The sequence below is a fragment of the Mycobacterium sp. genome (assembly GCF_050701515.1).
Classification (GTDB): Bacteria; Actinomycetota; Actinomycetes; order Mycobacteriales; family Mycobacteriaceae; genus Mycobacterium.
In genome coordinates this window covers 89,990-116,049 of record NZ_JBOGDB010000137.1, presented here as the reverse complement: position 1 = coordinate 116,049, position 26,060 = coordinate 89,990, and the positions used below count along the sequence as shown (strand labels likewise).

Genomic DNA, 26,060 nt, shown 5'->3' with positions numbered 1-26,060 from the left:
AGGCAACGGCCGCCTCGTAGCTAAACGCCCACTTCAACTACGCTGTCACGATGCCGAAATCAACGGACGACCGGGGCGAGCTGACCCCGCACTTCGATGACGTGCAGGCGCATTACGACCTGAGCGACGACTTCTTTCGCCTGTTCTTGGATCCGACGCAGACCTATAGCTGCGCGTACTTCGAGCGCGAGGACATGACGCTGGAAGAGGCGCAGATCGCCAAGATCGACCTGGCGCTGGGCAAGCTGGGCCTGAAACCCGGCATGACGCTGCTCGACGTCGGCTGCGGCTGGGGGGCCACGATGCGGAGGGCCATCGAGCGCTACGACGTGAACGTCGTCGGCCTGACACTGTCGAAAAACCAGGCCGCGCACGTCCAGCAGGCGTTCGGCAAGATGGACAGCCCGCGCTCCAAGCGAGTGCTGCTGCAGGGCTGGGAGCAGTTCGACGAGCCGGTCGACCGGATCGTGTCCATCGGGGCGTTCGAGCACTTCGGCCACGAGCGCTACCCGGACTTTTTCAAGATGGCCTACGGCGCACTGCCCGATGACGGCGTCATGCTGCTGCATACCATCGTCGGTGAGAATCCCGCGCGCGCAAAGGAACTCGGTATTCAGCTGACGTTCGAGTTGGCACGCTTCATCAAGTTCGTCATGACCGAGATCTTCCCCGGCGGACGGCTGCCGTCGGTGCCGATGGTTGAGGAACGCGCCGCAGAAGGCGGCTTCAAGCTGACCCGCAAGCAGTCGCTGCAGCCGCACTACGCGCGGACTCTCGATCTGTGGGCGGCGGCCCTGGAGGCGCACAGGGACGAGGCGATTGCCATCCAGTCGCGAGAGGTCTACGACCGCTACATGAAGTACCTCACCGGCTGCGCGAAGTTGTTCCGCGGCCGCCAGGTCGACGTCTTCCAGTTCACCCTGGAGAAGTAGCGCCGCTCAGCCGACGGTCCAGGCGGCATCCAGACGGTCCGCCACGTCGATGATCTTCGCCTTCGTGGATGCCGGACTGTCGATCTCGCCCGCCACGTGCGCGGCGATGAACCGTCGGATCTCGGCGTCCACGCCCGCGACAATCCGCAGCAGCTCCCCCCGCAGGGACTTCGAGGTGACGTGGATGGAGATGTCCGACGGTCGCGGCTTCTGCACGTCGAGGATGAGCAGCAGCGGTTCGGCGGCGCGCGCGGTAGCGCTCAAGGCGATTTCGCCGAAGACCATGAACTTGGGCTTGTCTATCCGTAGGTCGATGACCATGTCGATCTCGAGCGGGATGCTGATGTCAAAGGTGATCAGCTCGCCATTGGTCCGGGTGACTCGGGGGTCTTGGATTCTGACCTTGGCGGTCACCTTGGCGATCTTGCCCGGCCCCTGACCCATCGGACCCATCTCGAACTCGTCGCCGGCGATCGCGGCGATCGCGCCGCCGACGCGCGCCTCGGTGACGGCGATGTCGAAGAACTTGCGGCCGAACTCTTCGTAGGAGACGTAGTCGTGGGCGTCCATGAGATCTCTACCGTCTCATGCCCAGGTGCCGGCAGCGCTGCTATTGCCGCTCCGGCTCGCTGCGCGCTTCGGCACCGGTTTCCCCGACATCGCCGGCGTCGTCGGGGCCCGTCCGCCCGACGTAACTGCCGTCCTCGTCGTCCTTCCCCGCGCGCGATTGGGCGACGTGTTCGTCCTCGTCGACATCGAATTCGCCCTGGTCGCCTTCGCGCGGATCCATGACGGATAACTACCCGCAGCGGTCCTCCCCAAACGTGGCACCTGTTCAGGGCCCGCCCGATAGGCTTTAATCAGGGCCAGCCGGGCCGTGACTGACCCGATCACAAGACCCGAGGTGGGGACATGTTTCGCGAACTAGCCATCGCTGCCGCAACCGCGTGCGCCGCCATCTGTGCCGCACCGATCGCCGCGGGCGACCCCGAGACGGACTATCACGACCGCCCGGGACGTTACGCATCGGACGTGCCGGGGATGAACTACGACGCCCACTTGGCCGGGCCGTGCGAGAACTTCCAGATATTCACCTTCGGGCGCGGTCCGGGCGGCCAGCCGTTGCAATGCCACTGGATCCCGAACCAGTGGCCGCCGGTGTACACCGGATTCTGGGTCGCTTCGCCGGAACTGCACGGAGTGCGGGACATCGGTTCGCCGTGTCCGGGGCCGCAATCGGCGGCACAGGCCCCCGACGGACGCCCGCTGCTGTGCCTGGGCCAGGGGGGCTGGCAGCCAGGGTTCTTCACCGGCACCGGATACTGGCCGACATAGACGAGGTCTAGTTCGGCGCGCATTCGAAGCGTCGCCGGATACCCGCCAACATCGCGATGTGCGCCTTCACCGCCTCGCGTGTGGTCACCCGGGCCAGCAGCCGCGGTGCTTCTATGGTCATCCGCTCGACGACGCGGGTGCCCCCCTCGATCGGCTCGAACGCAACCGTGCTGCGCAGGCGCACGCCAGGGAACTGGCGCGCCTCGGAGGACACGTCACCGGTGACGGGGACGTGTAGCCGCGCCCGATAGCTGGTCGGTAAGGTGAACGGCCCCAACGGAATCCGATCTCGCACTCGGTAGGTCTGCACGTATCCATCTGCGGTTTCGCTTCGACCCGTGCTCCGCACCGACACCACCAGCGGATGCACCAGCTTGATGTTGTCGAGGTCGACGTAGAAGCCGCGAACCCGCTCCGGGTGCGCCGGCACCTCTTCGGTGAGCGTGCGCTCCGCACGCGTGATCCACCTGCTCACGACGGACAATCTATAGATTGGTTCCGTGCGTGACGTACTGGCGGAGTTGATGTCCGTCTGGCAGGCCGGCGACACCGCCGGGGTCGTCACCGTGGTTCGCACCTTCGGGTCCGCGCCCCGGCCGACCGGCGCGAGCATGGTGATCGCCCCGGACGGCACGGTCGCCGGGTCGGTGTCCGGTGGCTGCGTGGAAGGCGCGGCGTACGAGCTCGCCAACGAGGTGGTACGGACCGGTCAACCGGTGTTGGAGCGCTATGGCATCAGCGACGATGACGCGTTCGCCGTGGGCCTCACCTGCGGCGGGGTCCTCGACGTGTTCGTCGAGCCGATGTCACAGGCGAATTTTCCGCAGTTGAAGGCGGTGGCCGACGACATCGCCGAGCACCGTCCGACGGCGGTCGCGACCGTCATCGCCCATCCCGACCCGCAGTGGGTGGGCCGCAGGCTGGTTATCACGGCCGATGGAGCCGACGGGTCGTTCGGCTCGGATCGGTCCGATACCGCCGTCATCGACGACGCCCGCGGACTGCTTGCCGCGGGGCGGACCGCCGTCTTGACCTATGGGCCGGACGGGCAGCGCCAGGAGACGGGCATGGAGGTCTTTGTGTCGAGTCACGCGCCGCGCCCGCGGATGCTGGTGTTCGGTGCCATCGACTTCGCGGCGGCCCTTGCGCGGCAAGGCAATTTGCTCGGATACCGGGTCACCGTCTGCGATGCCCGGGAGGTGTTCGCGACCCCGGCCCGCTTCCCCACCGCCGACGAGGTTGTCGTCGACTGGCCGGACCGTTATCTGGCGGCCCAGGTCGAGCAGGGTGCGATCGACGGTAATACCGTCATCTGCGTGCTCACCCACGACCCGAAGTTCGACATTCCGCTGCTGCGGGTGGCGCTGGGGCTGCCGGAGGTCGGCTACGTCGGCGCGATGGGCTCGCGGCGCACGCACGACGAGCGCCTTGACCGGTTGCGTGAGGCCGGGCTCAGCGACGCCGAGCTGAGCCGGCTGTCCAGCCCAATCGGCCTTGACCTCGGTGCCCGCACTCCGGAGGAGACCGCGGTATCGATCGCGGCGGAGATCATCGCCCGCCGCTGGGGCGGTGGCGGCCGGCCGCTTACCGAGGTCGACGGTCGCATTCACCACGACGGTTGATACGGGCCGGTCAAGCCACGAGAATGTCATATGCTCAATAGCGAGAATCTCGTATCCGGTAGGCTTGCTGGGCAACTGCTTAGCACGCTGTCGTAGCGGTCCCACCGACGACGAATTGGAGCGTTTGCCATGGGCGAGGCCGTCGCAACCCGCTACGCAGGCATGCGGGTCGAACGGGTGGAGGACTCCCGCCTGCTCACCGGCCACGGCACCTTCGTCGACGACATCATTCGACCCGGGATGCTGCACGCATGCTTCGTGCGCAGCCCCTTTGCCCGGGCCCGCATCAACGGCATCGACGCGTCGGCGGCGCTGGCCCTCCCCGGCGTGCACGGCGTGTTCGTCGCCGGCGACCTCAACCCGGACGTGAAGGAGGCCTGGCACGCGGTAGCGGGCAAGGACATCCCTGACACCCCGCGTCCGCCGCTGGCCGAGGACGAGGCGAAATTTGTTGGCGATCCCGTTGCCCTCGTGGTGGCCGAGAACCGGTACCTAGCCGAGGATGCCGTCGAGTTGGTGGACGTCGACTACGAGCCACTGCCCGCCATCGCCGACTTCACCAAAGCCGTGGACTCTGACGTCGTCGTGCACGAGGCCTATCCCGACAACGTGGCGGGCGGAATGGGCGGCGCCCCGCCGGACGAGGACACCTTTTCGTCGGCCGCGCACGTCGCATCGGCGAACGTGTACCAGCAGATCTATGCACCGGTTCCGATCGAGACCCGCGGACTGGTGGTCGAATGGGAGGCCGCCTCCGGCGAGCTGACGCTGTGGGCCTCCACCCAGACCCCGCACGAACTTCGGGCGTTCTGTGCGCGACTGCTCGGCATTCCGGCGCAGAATGTCCGGGTAATCATGCGCGACACCGGCGGCGGATTCGGCCAGAAGGTGGTCCCGATGCGCGAGGACATGTGCATCATGCTGGCCGCCCGCAAGGTGCCCGCCGCCCTGAAGTGGATCGAGGACCGACGCGAGAACCTGATGTCGGCCGGGCAGGCCCGCCACGTCGACGGCAACGTCCGGATGGCGTTCGACGACGACGGCAACATCCTGGCCGCCGACATCGACTTCGTCCAGGACGTCGGGGCCTATCCGACCCCCTACCCGGTTTTGACGACCGCCGCGATCGGCATGTTCTTCCCTGGGCCGTACCGGGTTCCGAAGGCCAGCTTCAACTACCAGACGGTGTTCTCGAACACCGCCGGCCTGGCGGCCTACCGCGGTCCGTGGCAATACGAGACGCTCACCCGCGAGATCCTGCTCGATATCGCCGCCCGCAAGATGGACATGGACCCCGTCGAGTTGCGCCGCCGCAACATTCTTCGCGGCGACGAGATGCCGTACTTCAACGCCAACGGCATGCCGTACGAACACGTCGCACCCGCGGACACGTTCGAGCAGGCCGTGAAAATCCTGGACCACGAGGGCTTCCGCAAGGAACAACGGGACGCCCTGGAACAGGGCCGCTACATCGGTTTGGGGTTCTCGGCGTACATCGAGCCGACCGGCGCGGCGACCGGTCACCTGGGCACGGAAGGCGCGACGATCCGCATGGAGCCGACCGGCAAGATCAACGTCTACGTGAACGGCGGATCGACCGGCAACAGCATCGAGACGACGGTTGTCCAGCTGACGGCCGACGCGCTCGGCGCCGACATCGACGACGTGGCGACGATTCAGGGCGATACCGCCGTGACGCCGTACGGCGCCGGCACTCAGGGCAGCCGCAGCGGCCCGATGACGGCCGGAGCGGTCAACGAGGCGGGAACGATTCTGCGCAAACAGATCGTCGCGATGGCCGCCCACCGTCTCGAGGTGGACGAAGCCGACATCGAGCTGGCCAACTCGCGGGCCAGCGTCCGCGACGCCCCGGAGAAGAGCGTCAGCTTCGCCGACCTCGCCTATCGCTCGTACTACGAGCCCGCGCAGTTGCCACCGGGAATGGCGGCCACGCTGGAGGCCACCGCACGCTTCACCTCGCAGGCCATGATCCACTGGGCCAACGCAACCCACGCGTGCACCTGCGAGGTCGACGTGGACACCGGCCATGTCACGTTGACGCGCTACATCGTCAGCGAGGACGTCGGGCCGATGATCAACCCGAACGTGGTCGAGGGCCAGATCGCCGGCGGCACCGTGCAGGGCATCGGCGGCGCGCTGTTGGAGCACATGGCCTACGACGCCGACGGCAACCCGCTCTCCTCGACGTTCGTCGACTACCTGCTCCCGACTGCCACCGAAATCCCGCCGATCGAGTACGGCCACGTCGAGATTCCCGGACCGGGTGTCGGCGGCTACAAAGGTGTCGGCGAAGGCGGGGCCATCGGCTCCACGCCCGCGGTGATCAACGCCATCAACGACGCGCTCGCGCCGCTCGGCGTGGAAATCACGCGGCTGCCCGCCAGCCCCGCCGCGATCGTCGACTCGATCGAGAAAGCACGAAAGGACCAGTAGCCGTGGAGCTCAACAACGAATTCCGTGTCGCGGTGCCCGCGGCGAAGACCTGGAAGGTGCTTACCGACGTCGAGCGTGTCGCGCCATGCATCCCGGGTGCCCGACTGCTGTCCGTCGACGGCGACGAGTTCACCGGGGCGGTCAAGGTCAAGGTCGGCCCAATCACCGTGTCCTACCAGGGCGAAGCGGCGTTTCAGGAGAAGGACGAGGCGGCGCAGCGCGTGGTCATCAAGGCCAACGGGAAGGAGACCCGCGGCAGCGGTAACGCGGCCGCTCTCGTCACGGCCCAGCTCCATGAGGACACCCACGGCACCACTGTTGCAATCACCACCGACCTCACCATCTCCGGCAAGGCGGCGCAGTTCGGCCGCGGGGTGCTGGCCGACGTGTCGACCAATCTGATCGGTCATTTCGCCAGGAACCTGGAGGCCGAACTTCTCGGTGGTTCCGCGCCGAGGACCGCGAGCACGTCGACAGCGACCGCCGCACAGGCCGACGCGGGTGATTCCGTCGATCTGCTGAAAGTCGTTGCGGTGCCGATGGCGAAGCGGTTCGCCCCGGTGATCGCCGGCGTGGCCGCGGGCGCCGCGATCGGCTTCCTGCTGGGCCGGCGCAAGTCATGAAGGCAGCCGCCTTCGCCTACCACCGCCCGGACACCGTCGCCGAGGCCGTGCAGATGCTCGGCGAGTTCGGCGAGGACGCCAAGATCCTGGCCGGCGGGCAGAGCCTGGTACCGATGCTCGCGATGCGGCTGACGTACTTCGAGAACATCATCGACATTTCCCGGATAACTGAGCTGCAGAATATCGAGCTGCGCGGCGAGGATTTGTGGATCGCGGCCGGCACACCGCACGTGCTGGTCGGTATGGACGACGAAGTGGCCGATTCGGTGCCGCTGCTGACGTTGTCGACGCCCTACATCGGCCACTTCCAGATCCGGACCCGCGGCACCCTGGGCGGCGCCATCGCGCACGCCGATCCGGCCGCGGAGTACGCGGCGGTGGCGCTTGCCCTGGACGCGACGATGGAGGCGACGTCATCGCGTGGGCCCAGGGAGATCCCGGCATCGGAGTTCTTCACCGGGTTGTGGGAGACCTCGTTGCAGCCCGACGAGATCCTGACGGCAGTGCGGTTCCCGGTCTGGGGCGGCCGGTCCGGTTACGGGGTCGAGGAATTCGCCCGCCGCCACGGCGATTTCGCCATCGCGGGCGCCACCGTCGCGGTGCAACTCGACGGCGACGACCGGGTGGCGCGCTGCGGTATCGGGCTGCTGGGCCTCGGTTCGACGCCGTTGCGTGGTTCGGCAGCGGAGGATGCCGTGCTCGGTCGGCCCGCGAACGACATCGATGCGGACGAGGTCGGCCGGCTCGCGATGAGCGGGCTGTCTGACATTCCGGCCGACCTGCAGGGTTCGGCCGACTACCGGTCCCGGGTGGCGGCCGCGATGGTGGCACGGGCCTGGACCGGAGCGGTCCGGGAAGCCGAGACCTCGGAGACGGAGGCGATCCATGCATGAGCTGCCGGTCGAGGTGACCGTGAATGGCCGCACACATCAAGGCGTGGTCGAGCCTCGCCTCACACTCGCGGACTTCCTGCGCGAGAAGTGCGGCCTCACCGGCACCCATCTCGGCTGTGAGCACGGCGCCTGCGGCGCATGCACCGTCTTGTTGGACGGTCAGGCGGTGCGGTCGTGTCTGATCTTCGCCGTCCAGGTTGACGGTCAGGAGGTCACCACCGTCGAAGGAATTGCCGGCGACGACGGCGAGCTGTCACCGGTGCAGTCGGCGCTGCGGGAGTGCCATGGACTGCAATGCGGCTTCTGCACACCGGGTTTCGTCACGTCCATCACCGCACTGCTGCGTGACAACCCGGAACCCACCGACGAGGAGATCCGCGAAGGGCTGTCCGGCAACTTCTGCCGGTGCACCGGCTATCAGGGCATCGTGAACGCGGTGCACCGCGCCGCGAAGACGATGTGAGTCAGGCCTTTTCCGGCGCGTAGCCCATTGTGGACTTGGTCTCGAGGTATTCGTTGAAGCCGAACTCGCTCCATTCCCGACCGTTGCCACTCTGTTTGTAGCCGCCGAACGCCGAGTTCAAGTCGAACGCGTGGTTGATCGCCACGCTGCCCGCCCTGATCCGGCGTGCCACGGCACGGGCCTTCTCTAGGTCGCCCGACGATACATAGCCGGCGAGGCCGTAATTCGTGTCGTTGGCGATCTCGACCGCGTCGTCAATGTCGTCGTAGCCGAGGATGCACAGCACAGGACCGAAGATCTCCTCGCGTGCGATCGTCATGTCGTTGGTGACGTCGCTGAAAACCGTTGGCTTGACGTAGTAACCGGTGTCGAGTCCGTCGGGTCGACCCGGGCCTCCGGCGACCACGTTGGCGCCCTCGTCAATGCCCTTCTGGATCAGACCCTGGATCTTGTCGAACTGTGCCTTGGAGGCGACCGGTCCGATGGCGGTCTTCTCGTTCGGGTCTCCGACCTTGACCTGCCCGGCGACATCCCGCGCCAGGGCAAGCGCTTCGTCCATCCGGGATTTCGGCACCAGCATGCGCGAAGGCGCGTTACAGCTCTGGCCGGAGTTGGGCATCATCGCGGTCACTCCGGCCGCAATGCTCTTTGCGAAGGCGTCGTCGTCCAGGACGATGTTCGGGCTCTTGCCGCCGAGTTCCTGGGTCACCCGCTTCACCGTCGGGGCGGCGTTTCTGGCGACGTCGATGCCCGCGCGCGTCGACCCGGTGAACGACACCATGTCAATGTCGGGATGGCTGGACAGCGCCACGCCGACGCCGGGACCGTCACCGAAGACCATGTTGTACACGCCCGCCGGAACGCCGGCGGCGTCGACGATCTCGGTGAAGATCTGTGCCGAGTATGGCGCGACCTCCGATGGCTTCAACACCATCGTGCAGCCGGTGGCCAGCGCCGGGTAGACCTTGCAGGCGATCTGGTTGATTGGCCAGTTCCACGGCGTGATGAGGCCGCACACGCCGATCGGCTCCTTGATGACCATCGTCGTCCCGTGCTGCTCTTCGAACGGGAAGTTCTTCAACACGTCGATGGCGTTGGCTAGATGACCGAGGCCCAGCGCGACTTGAGCCCCCGCCGCCAGCGACGGCGGCGCGCCCATTTCCTCGTTGACCGCGTCACCGAGGTCGCCGGCCCGCTTCTGATATTCGGCAAGGATCGCCTGCAGCAGGTCCAAACGCTCCTCACGGCTGGTTTCCGAATAGCTGGCGAAGGCCCGGCGCGCGGCCTTTACCGCCTTGTCGACGTCGGCCGCCGAGCCCAGCGAGATCTGGCCGGACACCTGTTCGGTGGTCGGATTGTCCACGTCCAGCGTCTTCGGCTCGACGGGGTCGACCCACTGGCCGTCGATGTAGAACTTGAGGTACTCCCGCATGATTCTCGCCGTCCTAAGATTCTTCGCGGTTCGACCGCGTCCTTACTGCGTGCCTTCTGCATACCACGTTCTGAATTCGTCGTACTTGGGCATCTCCTCCGAGTTCGCCTTCGGGTCGATGCAGACGTGCACCACGGCGGTCTTGCCGCTGGCGAAGGCCCGCTCGATGGCCGGGCCCATCTCGTCGTCCTTCTCGACGTACTCACCGTGGCATCCGAACCCCTCGCCGATCTTGTCAAAGCGCACGTCCTTGCTCCAGTGCACGCCCGGCTGCGGAGACGGCTGAGTGAATGTGCGCTTGTAGACGCCCACTTCCAGGCCCCATTGATGGTCGACACCCACCACACACACCAGCGGCAGGTTCTCCCGCGCCGCCGTCTCGAGTTCGGCGACGTGGAACAGGAAGGCGGAGTCGCTGGTCAGCAGCATCACCGGGCGCTTGCGGCCCTCGGCGACCGAGGCGCCGACGGCGTACGGGAGTCCGGTTCCCAGGTGGCCGAAGTTCTGGTTCCAGATCACGTCGCGTGGTTTGGCCTGCGAGTAGGTCCACTGAAAGATGACCGTCGCGCCGCCGTCGCGCACCAAGATGCCGTCCTTGGGGAAGGCCTTCGTCGCCTCGACGACGAAGCGCGCCGGGTGCACCGGGGTCCTGCCGGTCGGGGCCGAAGCGGCCAGCTCCGCTAGTTCTTCCATGTCCGCCTTGATCCAACGGTCGAGGTCGGCGGAAGGTTGCCTCGGTGCATCCCGGAGGGCTTCCACCAACTGCGGCACCACACCTCGCAGATCACCGACCAGGGGAACGTCGATCGGCCGGTTCACGCCGATCGCGACGGGATCCTGCTCGACCATCACCCATTTGCGGTTGGCGTCGTTCTCCGCCCAATGCCGGGTTCTGCCGTAGTGGCTCGGCTCCCCGAGCTCGGTACCCAGTGCCACACACACGTCGGACTTCACCACCGCTTCGACGGCTGCGGGCGAGAATCCGTAGGCGAAGGTGCGGTCCTCGAGCCCGGGGATGAACGACGTGCCGCCCGAGGTCTGGATCACCGGGCAGGCCATCAGGTCGGCGAGCTCCTTGACCGATGCCCCGGTACGGGACGTGTGCACGCCGTGGCCGACCAGCAGGATCGGACTCTTCGCCTGTTGGATCAACTTCGCCGCCTCGGCGATTTCGCGGGCACCCGCGCCCTGGTTGACAAGCCGATACCGGCCCGGCGGCAACGGATCCGGCACGTCGAGTTCCTCGAGGATCACGTGCGAGGGAAACTCGATATAGCACGGGCCCGGCGTGCCGGACATGGCGCGCCGGATCGCCTCCCGGACAATCTCGTCGGTTTGGTCGGCGTACTCGATCGAGCTGCTGTACTTCACCGACGGTGTGAAAAGGCCTTCCTGCTGGACGAATTGGATGCGGCCGCGGCGCACCCGCCGCTCGGTGATGCGGGCCCGCTGGCCGCCGAGAAATATCACCGGCGAGTTCTCCACATACGCGCACATCATCGCCCCGGCGATGTTGGCGACACCCGGCCCGAGGGTGCCGATGCACAGGCCGGGTTTGCCGGTCATCCGGGAGGCCGCCTCTGCCATGAAGCCGGCGCTCAACTCGTGATGTGGCGCCACCACTGACCAGCCGCGCGCGTCGGCTTCGGCGAACATGTGGACGAAGTTCGGGTCCGGGATACCGAAGAGCGTGTTGACACCCTCGGCCTCGAAGAGGTCCAGAATGCGCTTGTAAACGGGGACACCCATGACGAAACTCCTCTTATAGGTAGCGTTTAGCTAGTTCTCTGCGGTGTGCTGCCGGTGATCCGAACAGCGAACGGTTGAGTGCGGCGCGTTTGAGGTAGACGTGGATGCCGCTCTCCCACGTGTATCCGATGCCGCCGTGCAGCTGCATGGCCTTGCCGACGACGTCCACCGCCGCCGTGGTGGTGTACGACTTCGCCATCGCGGCCGCAACACCGGCCTCCGGCCGCTCCTGGACAATGGCGTCGACGGCGGCGACGACGAGCTGGCGGGATACCGAGATCGTCACCAGCATGTCGGCACAGGCGTGCTTGACCGCTTGGAAGGACCCGATCGGACGGCCGAACTGTTGGCGGACCTTCGCATAGGACACCGTCGCGGAAAGCATTGCCTCGGCAAGGCCGAGGCTGTCGCACGCGACCGCGACCGATGCGCGATCGAGCAGTTGGGCAACCGCGGCCTCGGGGTCTGCTGCGAACTGCATCACCTCGCCCGCATCGGCGGTGTCCGCCGTCACCGTGGCCAACCGGCGCGTCTCGTCCAGCACCGGTTGCGGTGTCGCGGTCACGGCGGCCGCGGCTACACCACCGTCGGTGATCATCAGAACCCGGTCTGCGCCCTCGGCGTCGGGCACAAACTCCGACGATTCGACCACGACGGCCAGCCGGACGGCCCCCGACGCTACATCGGCGAGAAGCCTGTCGCGGGTATCGCTGGGCTGCAACGCATTCAAGATACTTACCGCTAGCACCGCGCTGCCGAGGTAGCCGTTGGAGCTGGCGGCGCGTCCCATCTCCTCGCAGATGACGGCCACCTCGGCAAAAGTCGCGCCGGCCCCGCCGAACTCCTCGGGCACCTCCAAGCCGACCCATCCGGCGTCGACGAGCGCGGGCCACCCAATCACGCGGTCCTTGGCGAGCAGATCGCCGGCCACCGACCTGAGTTCGTCGTGGAACTCCCGATACTGATCTGCCATCAGACCGCGCTCGGTTCTCGCGGCAGTCCCAGGCCGCGCTCGGCGATGATGGTGCGCTGGATCTCGCTTGTCCCGCCGGGGATCGTCCATTCCCACGAGCCGATGAAATCCAGAACCCACGAACCGGATTCCCACCCGCTGGACGTGGACTTGACGAGTTCGGTGTGCGCGGCAAGGCCGCCGATCTCGGCGCCGAAATCCGTCATGCGCTGCAGCAGTTCGCTGTAGTAGAGCTTGACGACGGATGGGTCCGCGGCCGGCGCGGTGCCGGCCTCGCTGCGTTCCACCAGATCTCGGCACAGCCCGCGCAGGCCGGTGATCTCGGTTTCGAACTGTGCCAGCCTGTCGGCCACCACCGGATCGTCTGTCGGACTCGACTGCACCAGCCGGCGAAAGCCGGCGTTGCCGAGCCGTTCGGCAAGCTCGAGCATGGTCATGCCACGCTCGGCGCCCAAAGTCTTTTGTGCCACCTGCCATCCCGCGTTCTCCGGACCGACCAGGTTGGCGGCCGGAATCGTCACGTCCTTGAGGAAGATCTCGCAGAAGTGCGAATCTCCGATGGCGTTGCGGATGGGGCGTACCTCTACGCCGGACGACTTCATGTCCAGCAGAAAGTAGGAAATGCCCTTCCGTTTAGGTGCATTCGGCTCGGTACGGGCCAACAGCAGACACCAGTCGGCATGCGCGGCACCGCTGGCCCACAGCTTCTGGCCGTTGACGACGAAGGCGTCACCATCCCGGCGGGCGGTGGTACGCAGGGAGGCGAGGTCGGATCCGGCCTCCGGCTCGGAGAAGCCTTGTACCCAGATCTCTCCGTCAAGGATGGCGGGAAGGTGTCGCGCACGCTGCTCCTCGGTGCCGGCAGCGAGCAATGTCGACGCGGCGTGGTGGATACCGACAAATGCGAGCACGAGCCGCGGCGCATCGTGGGCGGCCAGCTCCTGATACAGCACGATCTGCTCGGCGACCGGCATCTTCCCTTCTGCTCCTCGCGTGCGCAGTCCACCGCCCCATTTCAGCGGCCAATGCGGCACGGCGAAGCCCGCGCTGTGCAGCTCCGCGAACCACGCCTTCTGGAAACTGACAAACTCCTCGTCGCTGGCGCCGGTCTGCGATTGCCGCCAGTCCGCCGGGATGTGCTCGTCACACCAGGCGCGCACGGTGGCCCGGAATTCGTCGTCGGGCGGTTGGTATTTCACGCGTAGAGCCCCGTCAGCCCACGCCGGCCGACCCGGCGGGTCAATTGGTCGCGCGTCGCGGACAACCCGAGTGGTAGCCGCCGCAGCGGCTGACTGTATCGGGACAGCCACGACAGGGTCGTTTCGTCACAGAATCCGACCGCGCCGTGCAGCTGATGACAAACCCGGAAGGCGACCTCTGCCGCCTCGATGGCCGACATCCGCAGCGCAAGCGCGTCCGCTGCCGCCTCGGGCCGGCCGGTGCCGATGCTCCACAGCGCGTACTTGGCGAGGATCTCCACCCCACTGCGTTCGACCTCGGCGTCCGTCAGCTGGAACTGGACACCCTGGAACGCCGATAACGGCTGCCCGAACTGCTTTCGCAGGCTGACATGCGCGATGGTGAGCTCGAGGGCGCGATCCAGCATGCCGAGCAGCGTCCAGCAGGGCAGCACGAGTCCGAGTGCTACGTCACCCGCCCCGTCCCGGTCCGTCTCCGACAGTTCGAGCGCGGTCACGAACGCCGGCCCAGTCACACCGCGGCCCACCACCGCGCTTCGCACACCGTCCAATGTGACTGCCGCCCAGCGTGACTCGACGCCACCGATGGCGCCCGCCGGCTGGCGGTCGGCCACCACGATCAAACCGTCGACGTCGAGATCCACCGGCCGGGCCAGCCGCTCGGCAACCGGGTAGGGCAACGCCCAGTAACCCGCACTGCGGCACAGCGCCGCGGCGGCCTCCAGCCCGTCGGCATCGGTGCGGGCATCGAGCTCCCAGGCGCCGAGCTTGGTCAGCACCGGGCTTGCGAGTGCATCCCGGGTTTCGGGTTTGGCTTCGGCCTCCTGCACCAACTGGTCGCCGCCGGCCGCCTCGAACGCGCGAAGCGCCTGGCGGCCGTATTCTTTGGCGTCCTCGCCGAGGTCCAGAATCATTTCGCTGATGTCTTTCCGCTCCTCACGTGCGCGCTGCCAGCAATGCTCGGGACAGCAGGATGCGCTGCATCTCGATGCTGCCGGACGAAACAGTGGAGGCCTGTGAGTACCGCCAGTGGTCCTCGGCTTCGTTCAGGAACCATGGCCCGCCCGGATCATCGGACGACACCTCGGCGGCTTCATTTTCGCGCGGCACTTCTGCCGCGATGTCCAGCAGGACCTCTGCGCTGTCCTGGTCCAGCTTCGTCACGGCGATCCGGTACGCGGCGGCGTCACCGGGCTGGATTCGGCCGCTACTCTGCAGCGACACCACCCGATACGCCAGTAGCCGGGCCCGGCGGCAGTGCGTCAGCATCCGCACCCACCGGCCCCGCAACTCCGCGGGCAGATTCTCCCAGCGATCGCCGAGCACCCCCGGCGCGGCGGCCAGCAAGCGTTCGCACCGGGCGTACCGGGCGATGCCGACTCGCTCGAAGGCCATCACGTCCTGAACGATGGACCACCCCTGGTCGACCTCACCGAGCACGTCGGCTGCGGTGACCCGCAGGTCGTCGAAGAACACCTCGTTGAGGTGGTGTGGCCCCATCATGCAGCGGATGGATCTGACCTGGATCGCCGGATTGTCCATGGGAACCAGGAAGATCGTCAGGCCCTGTTGCTTCTTCTCCCCCTTGTGGGTGCGCGCGAGCAGAAAGCACCACTGCGCCATGGTCGCGTAGGACGTCCAGATCTTCTGGCCGCTGACCAGCCAGCCGTCTCCGTCGGGCCGGGCAGTGGTGCGCAGCGACGCGAGGTCGGAACCCGCCTCCGGTTCCGAGAAGCCCTGGCACCAGATCACTTCGCCACCCGCGATGGGCGGCAGGTGCTTGCGCTGCTGCTCTTCGGTGCCGTGCCGCATGATGATGGGCCCGACCCAGTTGACCCCCATGTACTGAGCGCCGCGCGGCTCGTGGTGTGCCCACATCTCCTCGCGCACCACGGTCTGCTCCCAGACCGAAGCGCCACCGCCACCGAATTCCTGCGGCCACGACAAGCACAGCAGATTGCGTTCGGCGAGCGTCCGGCAGAACTGCTGCGCCGTCTCCAGGTCCGCGGGGTTGTCGGTGAAGGCGCCCAGAAAGCCCTCCGGCACATGAGTATTCACCAGCTCACGCAGTTCACGGCGTAGGTCGGCGGCTTGCTGCCCCATCTCGAAGTCCACCGGCGTGCCTATCCCGAGCCCACTGCGGGCTCAACGTCGGCGAGTCCGAGCTCATCGAGCACCTCCGCGGTATCCGCGCCCAGTTCCCGGGTAGGGCCGGCGATCCGGCCCGGCGTACGCGAAAACCAGGTCGGCACACCGGGCATACGCACGGGCCCGTGGGGGGTGTCCACGGTTTCGAACATCCCGACCGCGTTCAGGTGCGCGTTGTCGAACAGCGCGTCGGGTGTATTCAGCGGCGCCGCGGGGATTTCCAGCTCACGGAACAATGCCAACCACTCCGCGGTGGTACGCTCCCGCATCGTTTTGGCCACCAGCCCGTAGACCGTGTCGATCTGGTTCGCGCGCAGTTCGAGGGTGGAGTACAACTCGGTCGCCCACGCCGGTCGCACGGCGTTCACGAAGGCGTTCCAGTGCTTGTCGTTGTAGATCAGGGCGGCGATGTAGCCGTCACTGGTGCGATACGGCTTGCGATTGGGCGCCACGGTGCGGGGGTAAACCGCTGGGCCGAGCGGAGGATCGAACATGGCGCCGTTGGCGTGTTCGACGAGCATGAACGACGCCATCGTCTCGAACATGCTGACTTCTACCTCTTGGCCCTCACCGGTTCGCTCGCGGTGGTACAGCGCCATCATCGTGGCATACAGCGCGGTGAGGCCCGCGACTTTGTCGGCCATGATCGTGCCCACGTAGTTGGCTTCACCGGTCAGCTGTTCCTGCACGGCGGGCAACCCGCATTCGGCCTGGATGGTGTCGTCGTAGGCGGGCAGATCGCGGTTCGGCCCCCGCCTGCCATACCCGTAGCAGTTGGTGTAGACGATCGCGGGGTTGATGGCGGCGACGTCGTCATAGCCGAAGCCGAGCCTGGCGACCGCCTTAGACCGCATCGAGTGGATGAAGACGTCGGCGGTCGCAATCAGCGCCCGCAACGCGGTCCTGCCCTGATCGGCCCGCAGGTCGAGAACGATGGCGCGCTTACCGCGATTCACGTTGACGAAAACCCCGCTCATGCCGGGCACGGGACCGACCGAGATGTAGCGGGTGTTGTCGCCTTCGGGCGGCTCGACCTTGATCACGTCGGCGCCCATGTCGGCCATTATCTGGGTGCAGTACGGCCCCATCACCATTGCGGTGAGATCGACCACCCGCACACCGGCCAACGGACCCGAGCTACCCATGGTGCGCCGCCTGCTGAGCAGTTGGCTCTTCGCCCGAGCGGCTCATCGCCGCCATCGCGAAGCTGTAACCGATGTGCTCGCCGTGCGCGGCGGGCACCACCGGGAAGATCACCGACTCGGCACCGTCGCCGATGGCGTCGATCTGTTCGCCCACGCCCTCGATGGACCACGACGGCTGGTACACACCGCGGGTCTCGGCGACAACGGCCTTGGCCACCCGGCCCGCAAGTGCGACCAGAATTTCTCCTGTGATCGAACATGATTCGTGCGCAAGCCAACCCACCACGGGAGCCACCAACTCCGGACCCATGGGCGGATAGGCCGAAGTGTCAATGCCCTCGGCCATTCTCGTCACGGCCGCCGGAACGATCGCGTTGCACTTGACCCCCTCCGCGGCGCCTTCGAGGGCCACCACGTTCGACAGCCCGATGATCCCCGCCTTGGCGGCCGCGTAATTCGCCACCCCGTGATTGCCGTACAGACCACCGATCGACGAGGTCAGCACCACCCGGCCGTAACCCGCCTGGCACATCACCGGGAACGCCGGGCGGACGACGTAAAACGCGCCCTTCAGGTGCACATTGACGACGGCATCGAAATCCTCGTAGGTCATCTCCTTCAGCGAGCCGCGGCGCACGATGCCGGCGTTGTGGATGAGGACGTCGATCCGCCCGTAGCGATCGAGCGCCGTGTCGACGATCGCCTTGCCGCCCGCGGCCGTCGCCACGGAATCCGTGCATGCGACCGCCTCACCGCCGGCCGCGGTAATCTCGGCTACCACCTCTTGCGCCGGGCCGCCGTCGCCGCCGTCGCCCGTCAGGGTGCTGCCCGGATCGTTGGCCACGACTTTCGCGCCGCGCGAAGCCAACAGCAGTGCGTACGCGCGGCCCAGGCCCCGGCCGGCACCGGTCACCACGGCGACGCGATCGTCGAATCTCAGTTCAGGCATTCACGTTCCGAGCACCAGGCCGTCCAGATCGCCTTTGTCGCGCCACTCCTGCAGTAGCTCGTCGAAGACGTAGAAGCCAGGCATGAAATATTCGCCGAGGTGTGACCTGATGCCTTCTCCGCCACCGCCGCCTTCATTGTTGTAATAGCCGGGCGTACAGGCCTGATCGAATGCCGAGGTATCTACGGAGGTTTCGCGGATCGTCCTGATCCACGCGTCCTGAGCCTCTTGGCTCGGCTCGACTATGGTGGCACCCCGATTCACGGCTTCGGAGATGACGTAGGCGATGTGCTCGGCCTGCTGCTCGAGCATCGCGGTGGTGTTCGCCGCCACACCACCCTGGATGAACCCGGTGTGGAACTGGTTGGGGAAGCCACGGCTTGTCATGCCGTGCAGCGTCTTATAGCTGTCGCGCCAGTGATCGAACAATGACACCCCGTCGCGGCCCTCAATCGTGTCGATGGCGTAGCGACGGCTGATCTCGGTCGTGATCTCGAAGCCGCTCGCGTAGATGATGCAGTCGACTTCGTACTCGGAACCGCCGACGACTACTCCCTTTTCGGTGATCCGTTCCACACCCTTCGACCCGGACACATCAACCAGGGTGACGTTCGGCCGGTTGAACGTGGGCAGAAATTCCTCGTTCGAGCACGGCCGCTTGCAGAGGAATTGGTAGTACGGCTTCAGCGCCTCCGCCGTCTGTGCGTCGTCGACCATGCTCTCGATTCGACGGCGCAAGCGTTCCATGAGCTTGTAGTCTTCATCTTCCCGGATCGCCATGATCTGCTCAATGGTCAGCGAGGCGGGGTCCTCCATCGCCGCGATCCGCGCCGTCATGCCGCGGCCCAGTTCGGTCCAGAAGTCACAGATCTGATCTGGCTGGTCGAACACGACGCCTTCGAACGGGCTCCACCGGTGAAAATTGCGCTGCCGGTCCTTCTGCCACCCCGGCTTCAATGTCTTGACCCATTCGGGATCGGTGGGCGTGTTGTCACGCGTGTCCACAGACGAAGGTGTCCGCTGGAACACGTACAGGTGCTTGGTATAGCGACCCAGGAAGGGAACGACCTGAATGCCGGTCGCGCCCGTGCCGATGAGTGCGACGCGCTTGTCAGCGAGCTTGTCAAGACCGCCGGTCGAGTCTCCCCCCGTGTACTCGTAGTCCCAGCGCGACGAATGGAACTGGTGCCCTTGGAAGTTCTCGATCCCCGGTATACCGGGAAGCTTCGGCCGGTTGAAGGAGCCGTTGGCCATGACGACGAAGCGTGCCCGGATGTCGTCGCCGCGATCCGTGCTTATCCGCCAGCGCTTGATATCGTCGTCCCAGCGCAGCGTGCGGACCTCAGTCGAGAAGATCGCGCCATCGTAGAGGCCGAAATGCTTTCCGATGTTCCGGCAATGCTGAAAGATCTCGGCGCCGTCAGCGAACTTCTTCGACGGGACGAAGTCGAGCTCCTCGAGTAGCGGTGTGTAGCAATAGGCATCGTTGTCGCACTGGATGCCGGGAAAACGGTTCCAGTACCACACGCCGCCGAAATCTCCGCCCATCTCGATCACCCGAACGTCGTCAACACCGGCCTTCTTCAGGTATGCGCCGGCCAGCAAACCAGCGATGCCTCCGCCCAGGACGACGACGTTGACGTCCTCGGAGATCGGATCACGAACGGCGGGTGGAGTGTACGGATCGATCTCGTAGTACTTCGCGAGCTCACCCGAGAGTTCGATGTATTGCTTGGAACCCTCCGGACGCAGTCGCTTTTCGCGCTCCAGCCGGTACTTCTCCCGCAGCGCGTCGATATCGATGTCGTCGGGGGTCTGCGTCGGCGCGCATTCGGTCATCGATCGGTCTCCTTTGCGAGGTCTTGTGGTTCGCCGGTGCCCATGTACTTCGACAATTGGGTGTGAAGATTGACGGTGCTCCGTTCGCGATACGGATTGGGCTTGGTGCCCGAAAAGCCAAGGGATTTCATACCCTGCTGCACGGCAGCCATATTGGAAAAGTCCTGCGGCAGTACCGACAGCCACCGCGGGTCGCCGACCGGTGTGTACTGCCACTCCGTCTGTGGCTCTTCGCCTTTCGGATACCGCTCGAACACGGCGACTTCGAAGATGCACTTGTTGGGGTCATAGCTCGGGTCGGGCCGTGCGCTGTAGCACAGCGCGCTGGTCAGACCCTGCCCGATCTGGAAGTTCGGGAAGATCTGCCAGGCGGTGCCGCTCTGCCCCAGGATGTCGGCCGGGATGGTCGGCCAAGTGACGCCGCGGGCTTCGTCGTCGCGACGCGCCGAGGCCAACCAGTGTTCGAGCACCTTGTCCGGAGGCGTTCCCTCCGGCAATTCGTCGACCAGTCGCTTCGCGGCGTTCACCAAGGTCTGGGTGGTGGTGGCGTTGGTCTCCTCCATGGTGTAGACCTGCATCTCCGCGGTCGTCACTCGGGGATCCGCGCCGGTGCCCAGGCGAATCTTCGACTTGGTGGCCTCCATATCCTTCGGTGCGTCGTAGCCGATATTGCTGTGTCTGCCCTGCGCCTTGGCCCAGCCCTTGAACTCGCCGAACTTGTTGAACTCCGGATGCGTGGTGAAGACGTGATAGGTCTCGTTGAAGGCCTCCATCGCGACCTTCCAGTTGCAGTCGAAGTACAACCACTTGCGCCACTTGTAGCGCACGTTCTCCAGCCCGAACGGGTCGAGGATCTTCGCGGCCGGGAACAGGTAGTCCGCCAGCGGCTCGCAGTCCGGATCCATGTTGATGAACAGCCACCCGCCCCAGGTGTCGACCCGAACCGGGGCGAGGTGGGTGTTCTGCGGGGTGAGCGCGCCCTTCCAGTCGTCTTGCTCCCGGATATGGGTGCACGCACCGTCGAGGCCGTACGTCCAGCCGTGAAAGCCGCACACGAACGACTTGCGGGCGCGACCGGTCGCGTTCTTGGCGCGTTGCGGGGTGTCGACCAGGCGGCGGCCGCGGTGCATGCACACGTTGTGGTGGGCAGCAAAATCCTGCGACGATGAGTTCGGCCCGGTCCGCACGACGATGATGGAGTCGTCGAGGATGTCGTAGGTGAGGTAGCCGCCCGCTTCGGGGATCTCCTCGACGCGGCCCACCTGTTGCCATACCTTTCGCCACAGCTTGTCCCGCTCGGCGCGGGCGTACTCGGGTGAGACATAGGCGTCCGCGCCGATCGTCATCGGCTCCGAAAGTTCCTCGGCGCTAGCCGGATTTACACGGTTTTCGGTGTCGGTCACACTTCCTCCTTTAGGGCCGACTTATGGCTTGCCGGAAGGATTCGTCCTTGAGAAACAGTGAGGTGTTGTCGGCGCCGAGGTGGGTCCACTTGAGATTCAGGCCACCGTCGACGAGCAGCGTCTGACCGGTGATGTAGCTCGACAGGTCGGACAGCAGAAACAGGATGGCGCCGGCCTGTTCCTCCGGCCGCCCGCGCCGTCCCATCGCTATGGCCGTCCGGTCGCGGTCGGGGTCTTCCTCGGTGTAGGTCAGCGACGCCGCCGTCGCGGTAACCCCGGGGGCGACCGCGTTGACGCGGATGTTGTCCTGCGCCAGTTCGACCGCCATCGTCCGGGTCATCGCGACCACCGCTGCCTTGGCCGTCCCGTAGGCGATGTGGAACGGTGCGGTGTTCATGCCGCTGATCGACGAGATCGAGACGATCGACCCGGGGTTCTGATTCCGCCTGATCTCGGCCGCCACCGCCTGGCTCATGAAGAACGCGGTTTCCAGGTTCGCGGTGAACAACGCGCGCCAGTCGTCGCGGTTGACGCGGGTCGAGGGCATCCAGGTGGACGGGTCGGCGCCGCCGGCGACATTGACCAGCCCGTAGAGATCGCCCTCGGTTTGTCGCACCTCATCGATGACGGTGCCGATGCCCTCGTCCGTGGATGCGTCGGCGGCGACAGGGACAACGGACAGGCCCTGGGCGCTCAACGGCGCAATGTGCTCGTCGAGGTTCTCTTTGGACCGACTCACCGCCACCACGGTCGCGCCGGCCCGGGCAGCCATCCGCGTCACCGTGGTGCCGATGCCGCCGCCTCCGGCGCCGGACACCACAACGATGCGGCCGTCGAGGCTCAGAAGATCGTCCATCGGTCTATTTGTCCGGACAACATATGGTGCTCTGCATATTGAAGAACACTATTCCGCAGCCATAATCCGGCCGTCAAGGGGATGCCGGCACGACGCCGAGGCTATTGTCTGGACCAATCAGGCTTGATAACGTCCGAGGCCATGACGACCGCCCGCTACCCCGCATCGAACCCGACCGTCGACCAGGGTTGGCGACTCGAGCGGCTCACTCCGCCTAGTCGGCTGTTCGGCGCAAACGGTCTGCGCACCGGTCCCGACGGCCGCATCTATATAGCCCAGGTGACCGGCAGCCAGATCAGTGCGCTCGATGTCGAGAGCGGGCAACTCGACACCGTCAGCCCCAAGGGTGGCGACATCATCGCGCCGGACGACGTCGCCTTCGACCCCGACGGCACCATGTACGCCACCGAAGTCATGGACGGCCGGGTCAGCGCGCTCGAGAAGGACGGCCGCGCCCGCGTGCTGCGCGACGACCTGCCGTGTGCGAACGGCATCACCGTGCACCAGGGGCGGCTGTTCGTCAACGAATGCCGCGAAGGCGGACGGCTAATGGAACTCGACCTCAATGGCGGTGCCCCGCGCATCCTCCTGGAGAATCTGCCGTCCCCTAACGCCATGGAGGTCGGACCCGACGGCCTCCTCTACTACCCGCTGATGACCGCCAACGAGATCTGGCGAGTAGACCCGGACGCCGACGGGCCCGGTGAGCCACAACGAGTCGCTGGCGATCTCGGTGTGCCCGACGCGGTGAAGTTCGACGCCGACGGCTACATCGTCTCCACCCAGGTGGCCAGTGGGCAGGTGCTCCGCATCGACCCGCGCAGCGGCGACCAGACCCTGGTGGCTCAGCTGACGCCCGGACTGGACAACCTTGCCGTGCTCGGCGACCGGCTGTTCGTGTCGAACTTCACCGGCGAGATCACCGAAATTCTCGGTGGCGGCGAAACCGGGACCGTGTTGCCCGGTGGCCTGAACTGGCCGCTAGACGTGGCGGTCGGCGACGACGGCCTCCTCTACGTAGCCGACGGGACCTACTTCTACGCGGTCAGCGACGACGGCGGACTGCAGACGGTAGGGATGCTTTTCTCGCCGGGCTACCCGGGGTTCCTTCGCGGTTTCGCCCCGGCCGGCACCGGCGAGTTCGTGGTCACGACGTCGAGCGGCCAGGTGTCGCGCTATCGGCCGGCAAGCAGCGAAACCGAGGTGCTGGCAGACGGTTTGGATCAGCTCTACGGCGTCGCGCTCGCCCCCGGCGGCGCGGCCGTGGTCGCCGAACTGGGAACGGGACGGCTGCTGTCGGTTCGGTCGGGCGAGGTCGACGTGCTGGCATCCGGCCTGCAGGATCCGGTCGGGGTGGCGATCGCTGCGGACGGCAGTCCTCTGGTGGCCGAGTCGGCGGCAGGGAGAGTGGTCAAACTGAACGGCTCGGGCAACGAGGTCGTGGTGGACGGGTTGCAGGAACCTCAGGGCGTTCTGGTGCGCGACGGGCACATCTATGTCGTCGACGCCGGAGCCAAAGAAGTGATCGCATTCGACCCGAACAGCAAGGCGCGCACCACGATTGCCTCCGGACTACCGGTCGGTCCCCCGCCCGGCGTTGTTCCCAAGCCGCTGCGGGGCATGCCGCCGTTCTCCGGCCCGCAGGGCCCATTCGCGGGTATCGCAGCGGGACCGGATGGCACGCTTTATATTTCGGCCGACGGGGACGGCAGTGTCTTGGCGTTGCGTCAAAAAGGTTGACCGGTGACCGACACCACGCCCGCTGATCATCGCTACATTCAGGTAGCGCGGGCTCTGCGGAAGGACATCGTGGACGGTGTCTATCCGGTGGGATCGCAGTTGCCGACCGAACACGAGCTGTGCGAACGCTTTTCGGTCAGCCGCTATACCGTGCGGGAAGCCCTGCGCAGACTGCGTGAAGACAACCTGGTCTCATCCCGGCCGCGGGCCGGTACCCTCGTCGTCCCCCGATCCACATCGGACTCCTATGACGTCATGTCGATCAACGACCTGGTGGCCTTCGCTACCGAAGCCCGATTTGCGATCGACTCCATCAATATGGTCACGCTCGACGACGACCTGGCGACTCGAACCGGACTGGACAGCGGTGAAGAGTGGCTAACCGTCCGGGGCTTCCGGCAGTCGGAGAACGCGGAATTCCCGCTGTGCCGCACGGAGTACTACATCAATCGCTCCTTCGCCGCGATCGGCAGGCTGCTGCAACGCCATACCGGGCCGATCTTCCCGTTGATCGAAGACTTGTTCGGCGTCAGCATCGTCGAGGTCCACCAGGAGATCGCGGCGGTGCTGATCACCTCGGAGCTGGCCGACGGCCTGGGGATCGAGCCGGGAACGCCGGCCCTCGAGGTGCAACGCACCTACAAAACGTCTGACGGCGAGGTTGCGCAGGTCACGATCAACACCCATCCGGCGTCCCGCTTCCGCCATTCGATGACGATGCGGCGGGTCAGAGGCTGACATGCCGTCACACGTCGTCGAGGACCACGCCGCCGATGCCTACACCCGTGGGTTGTGGGTCCGTGCCACGCTGGCCGACTCGATACGGGAGGCCGCGCAGCACACGCCGCAACGCGTGGCGCTGATCGACGGCGACGTTCGCCTGGACTGCCGGAAACTCTACAGCCAGGCATCGACGCTGGCGCATGCCCTGCTGTCCCGGATGCCGACGGGCAGTGTGGTGTCATTCATGCTGCCGAACTGGCACGAAGCCGCGGTCATCTATCTGGCGGCGACCATGGCGGGAATGCCGGTCAACCCCGTCCTGCCGTCCCTGCGGGACCGTGAGTTGCGCTTCATCCTCGACGACGTCGACAGCCGAATGATCTTCGTGCCGACCGAGTTCCGCCAGCACGACTACGCCAGGATGCTCGACCGCGTCACGGCGCGGCTGGGCTCACGACCCGAGGTCGTCGTCGTCCGAGGCGAGCATCGTGGCCAGACGCCCTACGCATCGTTGTTCTCCGACGCGGCCGGCGAGCAACAGCTACCGGCGCTGGACCCCGACAACGTGAGAATGATCCTCTACACATCGGGCACCACGGGTCGTGCAAAAGGCGTGCTGCACAGCCATAATTCGATCCACGCGCTGATCTGCCAGATTCGCGACCACTGGCGCGTCGAACCCGGCGACAAGTTCTTGGTGCCCTCTCCCATCGCTCACATCGGCGGTTCCATCTATGCGTTCGAATGTCCGCTGCTGCTGGGCGCGACCGCCGTGCTGATGGAGCGCTGGGACCCGGACGATGCCGTGCAGATCATGCAGACTGAGCGCTGCACCCACATGGCGGGCGCAACACCGTTTCTGGACGGGCTGCTTGCCGCGGCCGAGCGGGCCGATACCCGTCTACCGGATCTGAAGGTGTTCATCTGCGGCGGCGCATCCGTGCCACCGTCGTTGATCCGTAGAGCCGCGGGATATTTCGACCAAGCCATGGTGACACGCGTCTACGGCTCGACCGAAGCGCCCGTCACCACCGTGGGCTCCCCCGGCGACCCGGAACACGCGGCGGACACCGACGGCCGCGCCGGGATCGCCGACATCAAACTGGTCGACGGCGAGATCCGCGCGCGTGGCCCACAGATGCTCGTAGGCTATCTGCATCCCGAGGACGAGCAGGACTCCTTCGACACCGAAGGCTATTTCCGGACCGGCGATCTCGCGCAGTGGGTGGACGATGACTACCTCGTCGTCACCGGCCGTGCCAAGGACATCATCATCCGCAGCGGCGAGAACATCGCGCCCAAGGAGGTCGAGGACATCCTCGCCGGCCACCCCGACATCACCGAGATCGCCATCGTGGGTCTGCCCGACGCACGTACCGGAGAGCGGGCGTGCGCGGTCATTGTGCCCACGACCTCGCCCGGCCCCGACGTCGGCAGCTTGCGCGATTTTCTGGAAGGCCATGGCGTCGCCAAGTTCAAAGTTCCCGAGCAGGTTGTCATCACCGATGCGCTGCCGAAGAACGACGCGGGGAAAGTGTTGAAACATCAGATCCGAGCAACGCTGATGAAGGCGGATGAGTGA

General features: G+C 66.1%; 24 protein-coding genes. 10 read left to right on the top strand and 14 right to left on the bottom strand.

Features of this window, described 5'->3' with window-relative positions; genetic code table 11:
- The first annotated feature begins 50 nt into the window (after window positions 1–50).
- On the top strand, window positions 51–932 hold the full coding sequence (locus ACRDU5_RS11850) for a cyclopropane mycolic acid synthase family methyltransferase (RefSeq protein ID WP_526614708.1): 882 nt from the start codon (window positions 51–53) through the stop codon (window positions 930–932).
- 6 nt (window positions 933–938) lie between these two features.
- Here the strand turns inward: ACRDU5_RS11850 and ACRDU5_RS11845 are convergent, their stop codons facing one another.
- Together ACRDU5_RS11845 and ACRDU5_RS11840 are read right to left on the bottom strand one after the other, a co-directional pair.
- On the bottom strand, window positions 939–1,502 hold the full coding sequence (locus tag ACRDU5_RS11845; RefSeq protein ID WP_526614707.1) for a hypothetical protein: 564 nt from the start codon (window positions 1,500–1,502) through the stop codon (window positions 939–941).
- A gap of 40 nt (window positions 1,503–1,542) precedes the next feature.
- Window positions 1,543–1,722: a hypothetical protein gene (locus tag ACRDU5_RS11840; protein ID WP_526614706.1), complete on the bottom strand. Its 180-nt coding sequence runs from the start codon at window positions 1,720–1,722 to the stop codon at window positions 1,543–1,545.
- A 122-nt stretch (window positions 1,723–1,844) separates the two neighbouring features.
- Here ACRDU5_RS11840 and ACRDU5_RS11835 point away from each other — a divergent pair, with 122 nt between their 5' ends.
- Entirely contained in the window at window positions 1,845–2,267 is a 423-nt protein-coding gene (locus ACRDU5_RS11835; RefSeq protein WP_526614705.1) for a hypothetical protein, read from the top strand.
- A 7-nt stretch (window positions 2,268–2,274) separates the two neighbouring features.
- Here the strand turns inward: ACRDU5_RS11835 and ACRDU5_RS11830 are convergent, their stop codons facing one another.
- Window positions 2,275–2,742, bottom strand: a complete 468-nt coding sequence (locus ACRDU5_RS11830) for an SRPBCC family protein (RefSeq protein WP_526614703.1) — start codon at window positions 2,740–2,742, stop codon at window positions 2,275–2,277.
- Window positions 2,743–2,767: 25 nt separating this feature from the next.
- Here ACRDU5_RS11830 and ACRDU5_RS11825 point away from each other — a divergent pair, with 25 nt between their 5' ends.
- The 5 genes from ACRDU5_RS11825 (at window position 2,768) to ACRDU5_RS11805 (ending at window position 8,322) form a co-directional block, all read left to right on the top strand.
- Entirely contained in the window at window positions 2,768–3,889 is a 1,122-nt protein-coding gene (locus ACRDU5_RS11825; protein ID WP_526614702.1) for an XdhC family protein, read from the top strand.
- Between the two features lie 129 nt (window positions 3,890–4,018).
- Entirely contained in the window at window positions 4,019–6,343 is a 2,325-nt protein-coding gene (locus tag ACRDU5_RS11820) for a xanthine dehydrogenase family protein molybdopterin-binding subunit (protein WP_526614701.1), read from the top strand.
- Window positions 6,344–6,345: 2 nt separating this feature from the next.
- Complete coding sequence (locus tag ACRDU5_RS11815; RefSeq protein ID WP_526614699.1) at window positions 6,346–6,966, top strand: SRPBCC family protein; 621 nt, start codon at window positions 6,346–6,348, stop codon at window positions 6,964–6,966.
- Window positions 6,963–7,859 (top strand): FAD binding domain-containing protein, encoded by an 897-nt coding sequence (locus tag ACRDU5_RS11810; protein WP_526614698.1) that lies wholly within the window; start codon window positions 6,963–6,965, stop codon window positions 7,857–7,859. Before ACRDU5_RS11815 ends, ACRDU5_RS11810 begins: the two co-directional genes overlap by 4 nt.
- On the top strand, window positions 7,852–8,322 hold the full coding sequence (locus ACRDU5_RS11805; RefSeq protein ID WP_526614697.1) for a (2Fe-2S)-binding protein: 471 nt from the start codon (window positions 7,852–7,854) through the stop codon (window positions 8,320–8,322). The genes ACRDU5_RS11810 and ACRDU5_RS11805 overlap by 8 nt, the downstream gene beginning before the upstream one ends.
- Before the next feature lies 1 nt (window position 8,323).
- On the opposite strand, the gene ACRDU5_RS11800 is transcribed toward ACRDU5_RS11805, so the two are convergent.
- The 11 genes from ACRDU5_RS11800 to ACRDU5_RS11750 all read right to left on the bottom strand — a co-directional run bounded on the left by ACRDU5_RS11800 (window position 8,324) and on the right by ACRDU5_RS11750 (window position 22,015).
- Window positions 8,324–9,754, bottom strand: coding sequence for an aldehyde dehydrogenase family protein (locus ACRDU5_RS11800; protein ID WP_526614696.1), 1,431 nt, complete (start codon window positions 9,752–9,754; stop codon window positions 8,324–8,326).
- A gap of 42 nt (window positions 9,755–9,796) precedes the next feature.
- A complete protein-coding gene (locus ACRDU5_RS11795; protein WP_526614694.1) occupies window positions 9,797–11,503 on the bottom strand; it encodes a thiamine pyrophosphate-binding protein in 1,707 nt (568 codons plus the stop codon).
- 13 nt (window positions 11,504–11,516) lie between these two features.
- Complete coding sequence (locus ACRDU5_RS11790; protein WP_526614693.1) at window positions 11,517–12,476, bottom strand: acyl-CoA dehydrogenase family protein; 960 nt, start codon at window positions 12,474–12,476, stop codon at window positions 11,517–11,519.
- The gene (locus ACRDU5_RS11785; protein WP_526614692.1) at window positions 12,476–13,675 is read right to left on the bottom strand and encodes an acyl-CoA dehydrogenase family protein; all 1,200 of its coding nucleotides are present in this window, start codon (window positions 13,673–13,675) and stop codon (window positions 12,476–12,478) included. The genes ACRDU5_RS11790 and ACRDU5_RS11785 overlap by 1 nt, the downstream gene beginning before the upstream one ends.
- Window positions 13,672–14,589 (bottom strand): acyl-CoA dehydrogenase family protein, encoded by a 918-nt coding sequence (locus ACRDU5_RS11780; protein ID WP_526614691.1) that lies wholly within the window; start codon window positions 14,587–14,589, stop codon window positions 13,672–13,674. The genes ACRDU5_RS11785 and ACRDU5_RS11780 overlap by 4 nt, the downstream gene beginning before the upstream one ends.
- A 22-nt stretch (window positions 14,590–14,611) precedes the next feature.
- Window positions 14,612–15,778, bottom strand: a complete 1,167-nt coding sequence (locus ACRDU5_RS11775) for an acyl-CoA dehydrogenase family protein (RefSeq protein ID WP_526614752.1) — start codon at window positions 15,776–15,778, stop codon at window positions 14,612–14,614.
- Between the two features lie 20 nt (window positions 15,779–15,798).
- Window positions 15,799–16,968: a CaiB/BaiF CoA transferase family protein gene (locus tag ACRDU5_RS11770; protein WP_526614690.1), complete on the bottom strand. Its 1,170-nt coding sequence runs from the start codon at window positions 16,966–16,968 to the stop codon at window positions 15,799–15,801.
- Entirely contained in the window at window positions 16,961–17,917 is a 957-nt protein-coding gene (locus ACRDU5_RS11765; RefSeq protein ID WP_526614689.1) for an SDR family NAD(P)-dependent oxidoreductase, read from the bottom strand. Before ACRDU5_RS11765 ends, ACRDU5_RS11770 begins: the two co-directional genes overlap by 8 nt.
- A complete protein-coding gene (locus ACRDU5_RS11760; RefSeq protein ID WP_526614751.1) occupies window positions 17,918–19,756 on the bottom strand; it encodes a flavin-containing monooxygenase in 1,839 nt (612 codons plus the stop codon).
- A complete protein-coding gene (locus ACRDU5_RS11755; protein WP_526614750.1) occupies window positions 19,753–21,102 on the bottom strand; it encodes an aromatic ring-hydroxylating oxygenase subunit alpha in 1,350 nt (449 codons plus the stop codon). The genes ACRDU5_RS11760 and ACRDU5_RS11755 overlap by 4 nt, the downstream gene beginning before the upstream one ends.
- A gap of 67 nt (window positions 21,103–21,169) precedes the next feature.
- Window positions 21,170–22,015, bottom strand: a complete 846-nt coding sequence (locus ACRDU5_RS11750) for an SDR family NAD(P)-dependent oxidoreductase (RefSeq protein ID WP_526614688.1) — start codon at window positions 22,013–22,015, stop codon at window positions 21,170–21,172.
- Window positions 22,016–22,156: 141 nt separating this feature from the next.
- Between ACRDU5_RS11750 and ACRDU5_RS11745 the strand changes: the two genes are divergently transcribed.
- Genes ACRDU5_RS11745 through ACRDU5_RS11735 form a run of 3 tightly spaced genes read left to right on the top strand, consistent with a single transcriptional unit; the run spans window position 22,157 to window position 26,060 of the window.
- Window positions 22,157–23,755, top strand: coding sequence for an SMP-30/gluconolactonase/LRE family protein (locus ACRDU5_RS11745; protein ID WP_526614687.1), 1,599 nt, complete (start codon window positions 22,157–22,159; stop codon window positions 23,753–23,755).
- A 3-nt stretch (window positions 23,756–23,758) separates the two neighbouring features.
- The gene (locus tag ACRDU5_RS11740) at window positions 23,759–24,493 is read left to right on the top strand and encodes a GntR family transcriptional regulator (RefSeq protein WP_526614686.1); all 735 of its coding nucleotides are present in this window, start codon (window positions 23,759–23,761) and stop codon (window positions 24,491–24,493) included.
- A gap of 1 nt (window position 24,494) precedes the next feature.
- A complete protein-coding gene (locus tag ACRDU5_RS11735) occupies window positions 24,495–26,060 on the top strand; it encodes an AMP-binding protein (RefSeq protein WP_526614685.1) in 1,566 nt (521 codons plus the stop codon).

Coding starts and splice junctions, on each gene's coding strand:
- ACRDU5_RS11850 (WP_526614708.1), top strand. CDS start 51: ATGCCGAAATCAACGGACGACCGGGGCGAGCTGACCCCGCACTTCGAT.
- ACRDU5_RS11845 (WP_526614707.1), bottom strand. CDS start 1,502: ATGGACGCCCACGACTACGTCTCCTACGAAGAGTTCGGCCGCAAGTTC.
- ACRDU5_RS11840 (WP_526614706.1), bottom strand. CDS start 1,722: ATGGATCCGCGCGAAGGCGACCAGGGCGAATTCGATGTCGACGAGGAC.
- ACRDU5_RS11835 (WP_526614705.1), top strand. CDS start 1,845: ATGTTTCGCGAACTAGCCATCGCTGCCGCAACCGCGTGCGCCGCCATC.
- ACRDU5_RS11820 (WP_526614701.1), top strand. CDS start 4,019: ATGGGCGAGGCCGTCGCAACCCGCTACGCAGGCATGCGGGTCGAACGG.
- ACRDU5_RS11810 (WP_526614698.1), top strand. CDS start 6,963: ATGAAGGCAGCCGCCTTCGCCTACCACCGCCCGGACACCGTCGCCGAG.
- ACRDU5_RS11805 (WP_526614697.1), top strand. CDS start 7,852: ATGCATGAGCTGCCGGTCGAGGTGACCGTGAATGGCCGCACACATCAA.
- ACRDU5_RS11800 (WP_526614696.1), bottom strand. CDS start 9,754: ATGCGGGAGTACCTCAAGTTCTACATCGACGGCCAGTGGGTCGACCCC.
- ACRDU5_RS11795 (WP_526614694.1), bottom strand. CDS start 11,503: ATGGGTGTCCCCGTTTACAAGCGCATTCTGGACCTCTTCGAGGCCGAG.
- ACRDU5_RS11790 (WP_526614693.1), bottom strand. CDS start 12,476: ATGGCAGATCAGTATCGGGAGTTCCACGACGAACTCAGGTCGGTGGCC.
- ACRDU5_RS11780 (WP_526614691.1), bottom strand. CDS start 14,589: ATGATTCTGGACCTCGGCGAGGACGCCAAAGAATACGGCCGCCAGGCG.
- ACRDU5_RS11775 (WP_526614752.1), bottom strand. CDS start 15,778: ATGGGGCAGCAAGCCGCCGACCTACGCCGTGAACTGCGTGAGCTGGTG.
- ACRDU5_RS11770 (WP_526614690.1), bottom strand. CDS start 16,968: ATGGGTAGCTCGGGTCCGTTGGCCGGTGTGCGGGTGGTCGATCTCACC.
- ACRDU5_RS11765 (WP_526614689.1), bottom strand. CDS start 17,917: ATGCCTGAACTGAGATTCGACGATCGCGTCGCCGTGGTGACCGGTGCC.
- ACRDU5_RS11760 (WP_526614751.1), bottom strand. CDS start 19,756: ATGACCGAATGCGCGCCGACGCAGACCCCCGACGACATCGATATCGAC.
- ACRDU5_RS11755 (WP_526614750.1), bottom strand. CDS start 21,102: ATGACGATCGGCGCGGACGCCTATGTCTCACCCGAGTACGCCCGCGCC.
- ACRDU5_RS11750 (WP_526614688.1), bottom strand. CDS start 22,015: ATGGACGATCTTCTGAGCCTCGACGGCCGCATCGTTGTGGTGTCCGGC.
- ACRDU5_RS11745 (WP_526614687.1), top strand. CDS start 22,157: ATGACGACCGCCCGCTACCCCGCATCGAACCCGACCGTCGACCAGGGT.
- ACRDU5_RS11735 (WP_526614685.1), top strand. CDS start 24,495: ATGCCGTCACACGTCGTCGAGGACCACGCCGCCGATGCCTACACCCGT.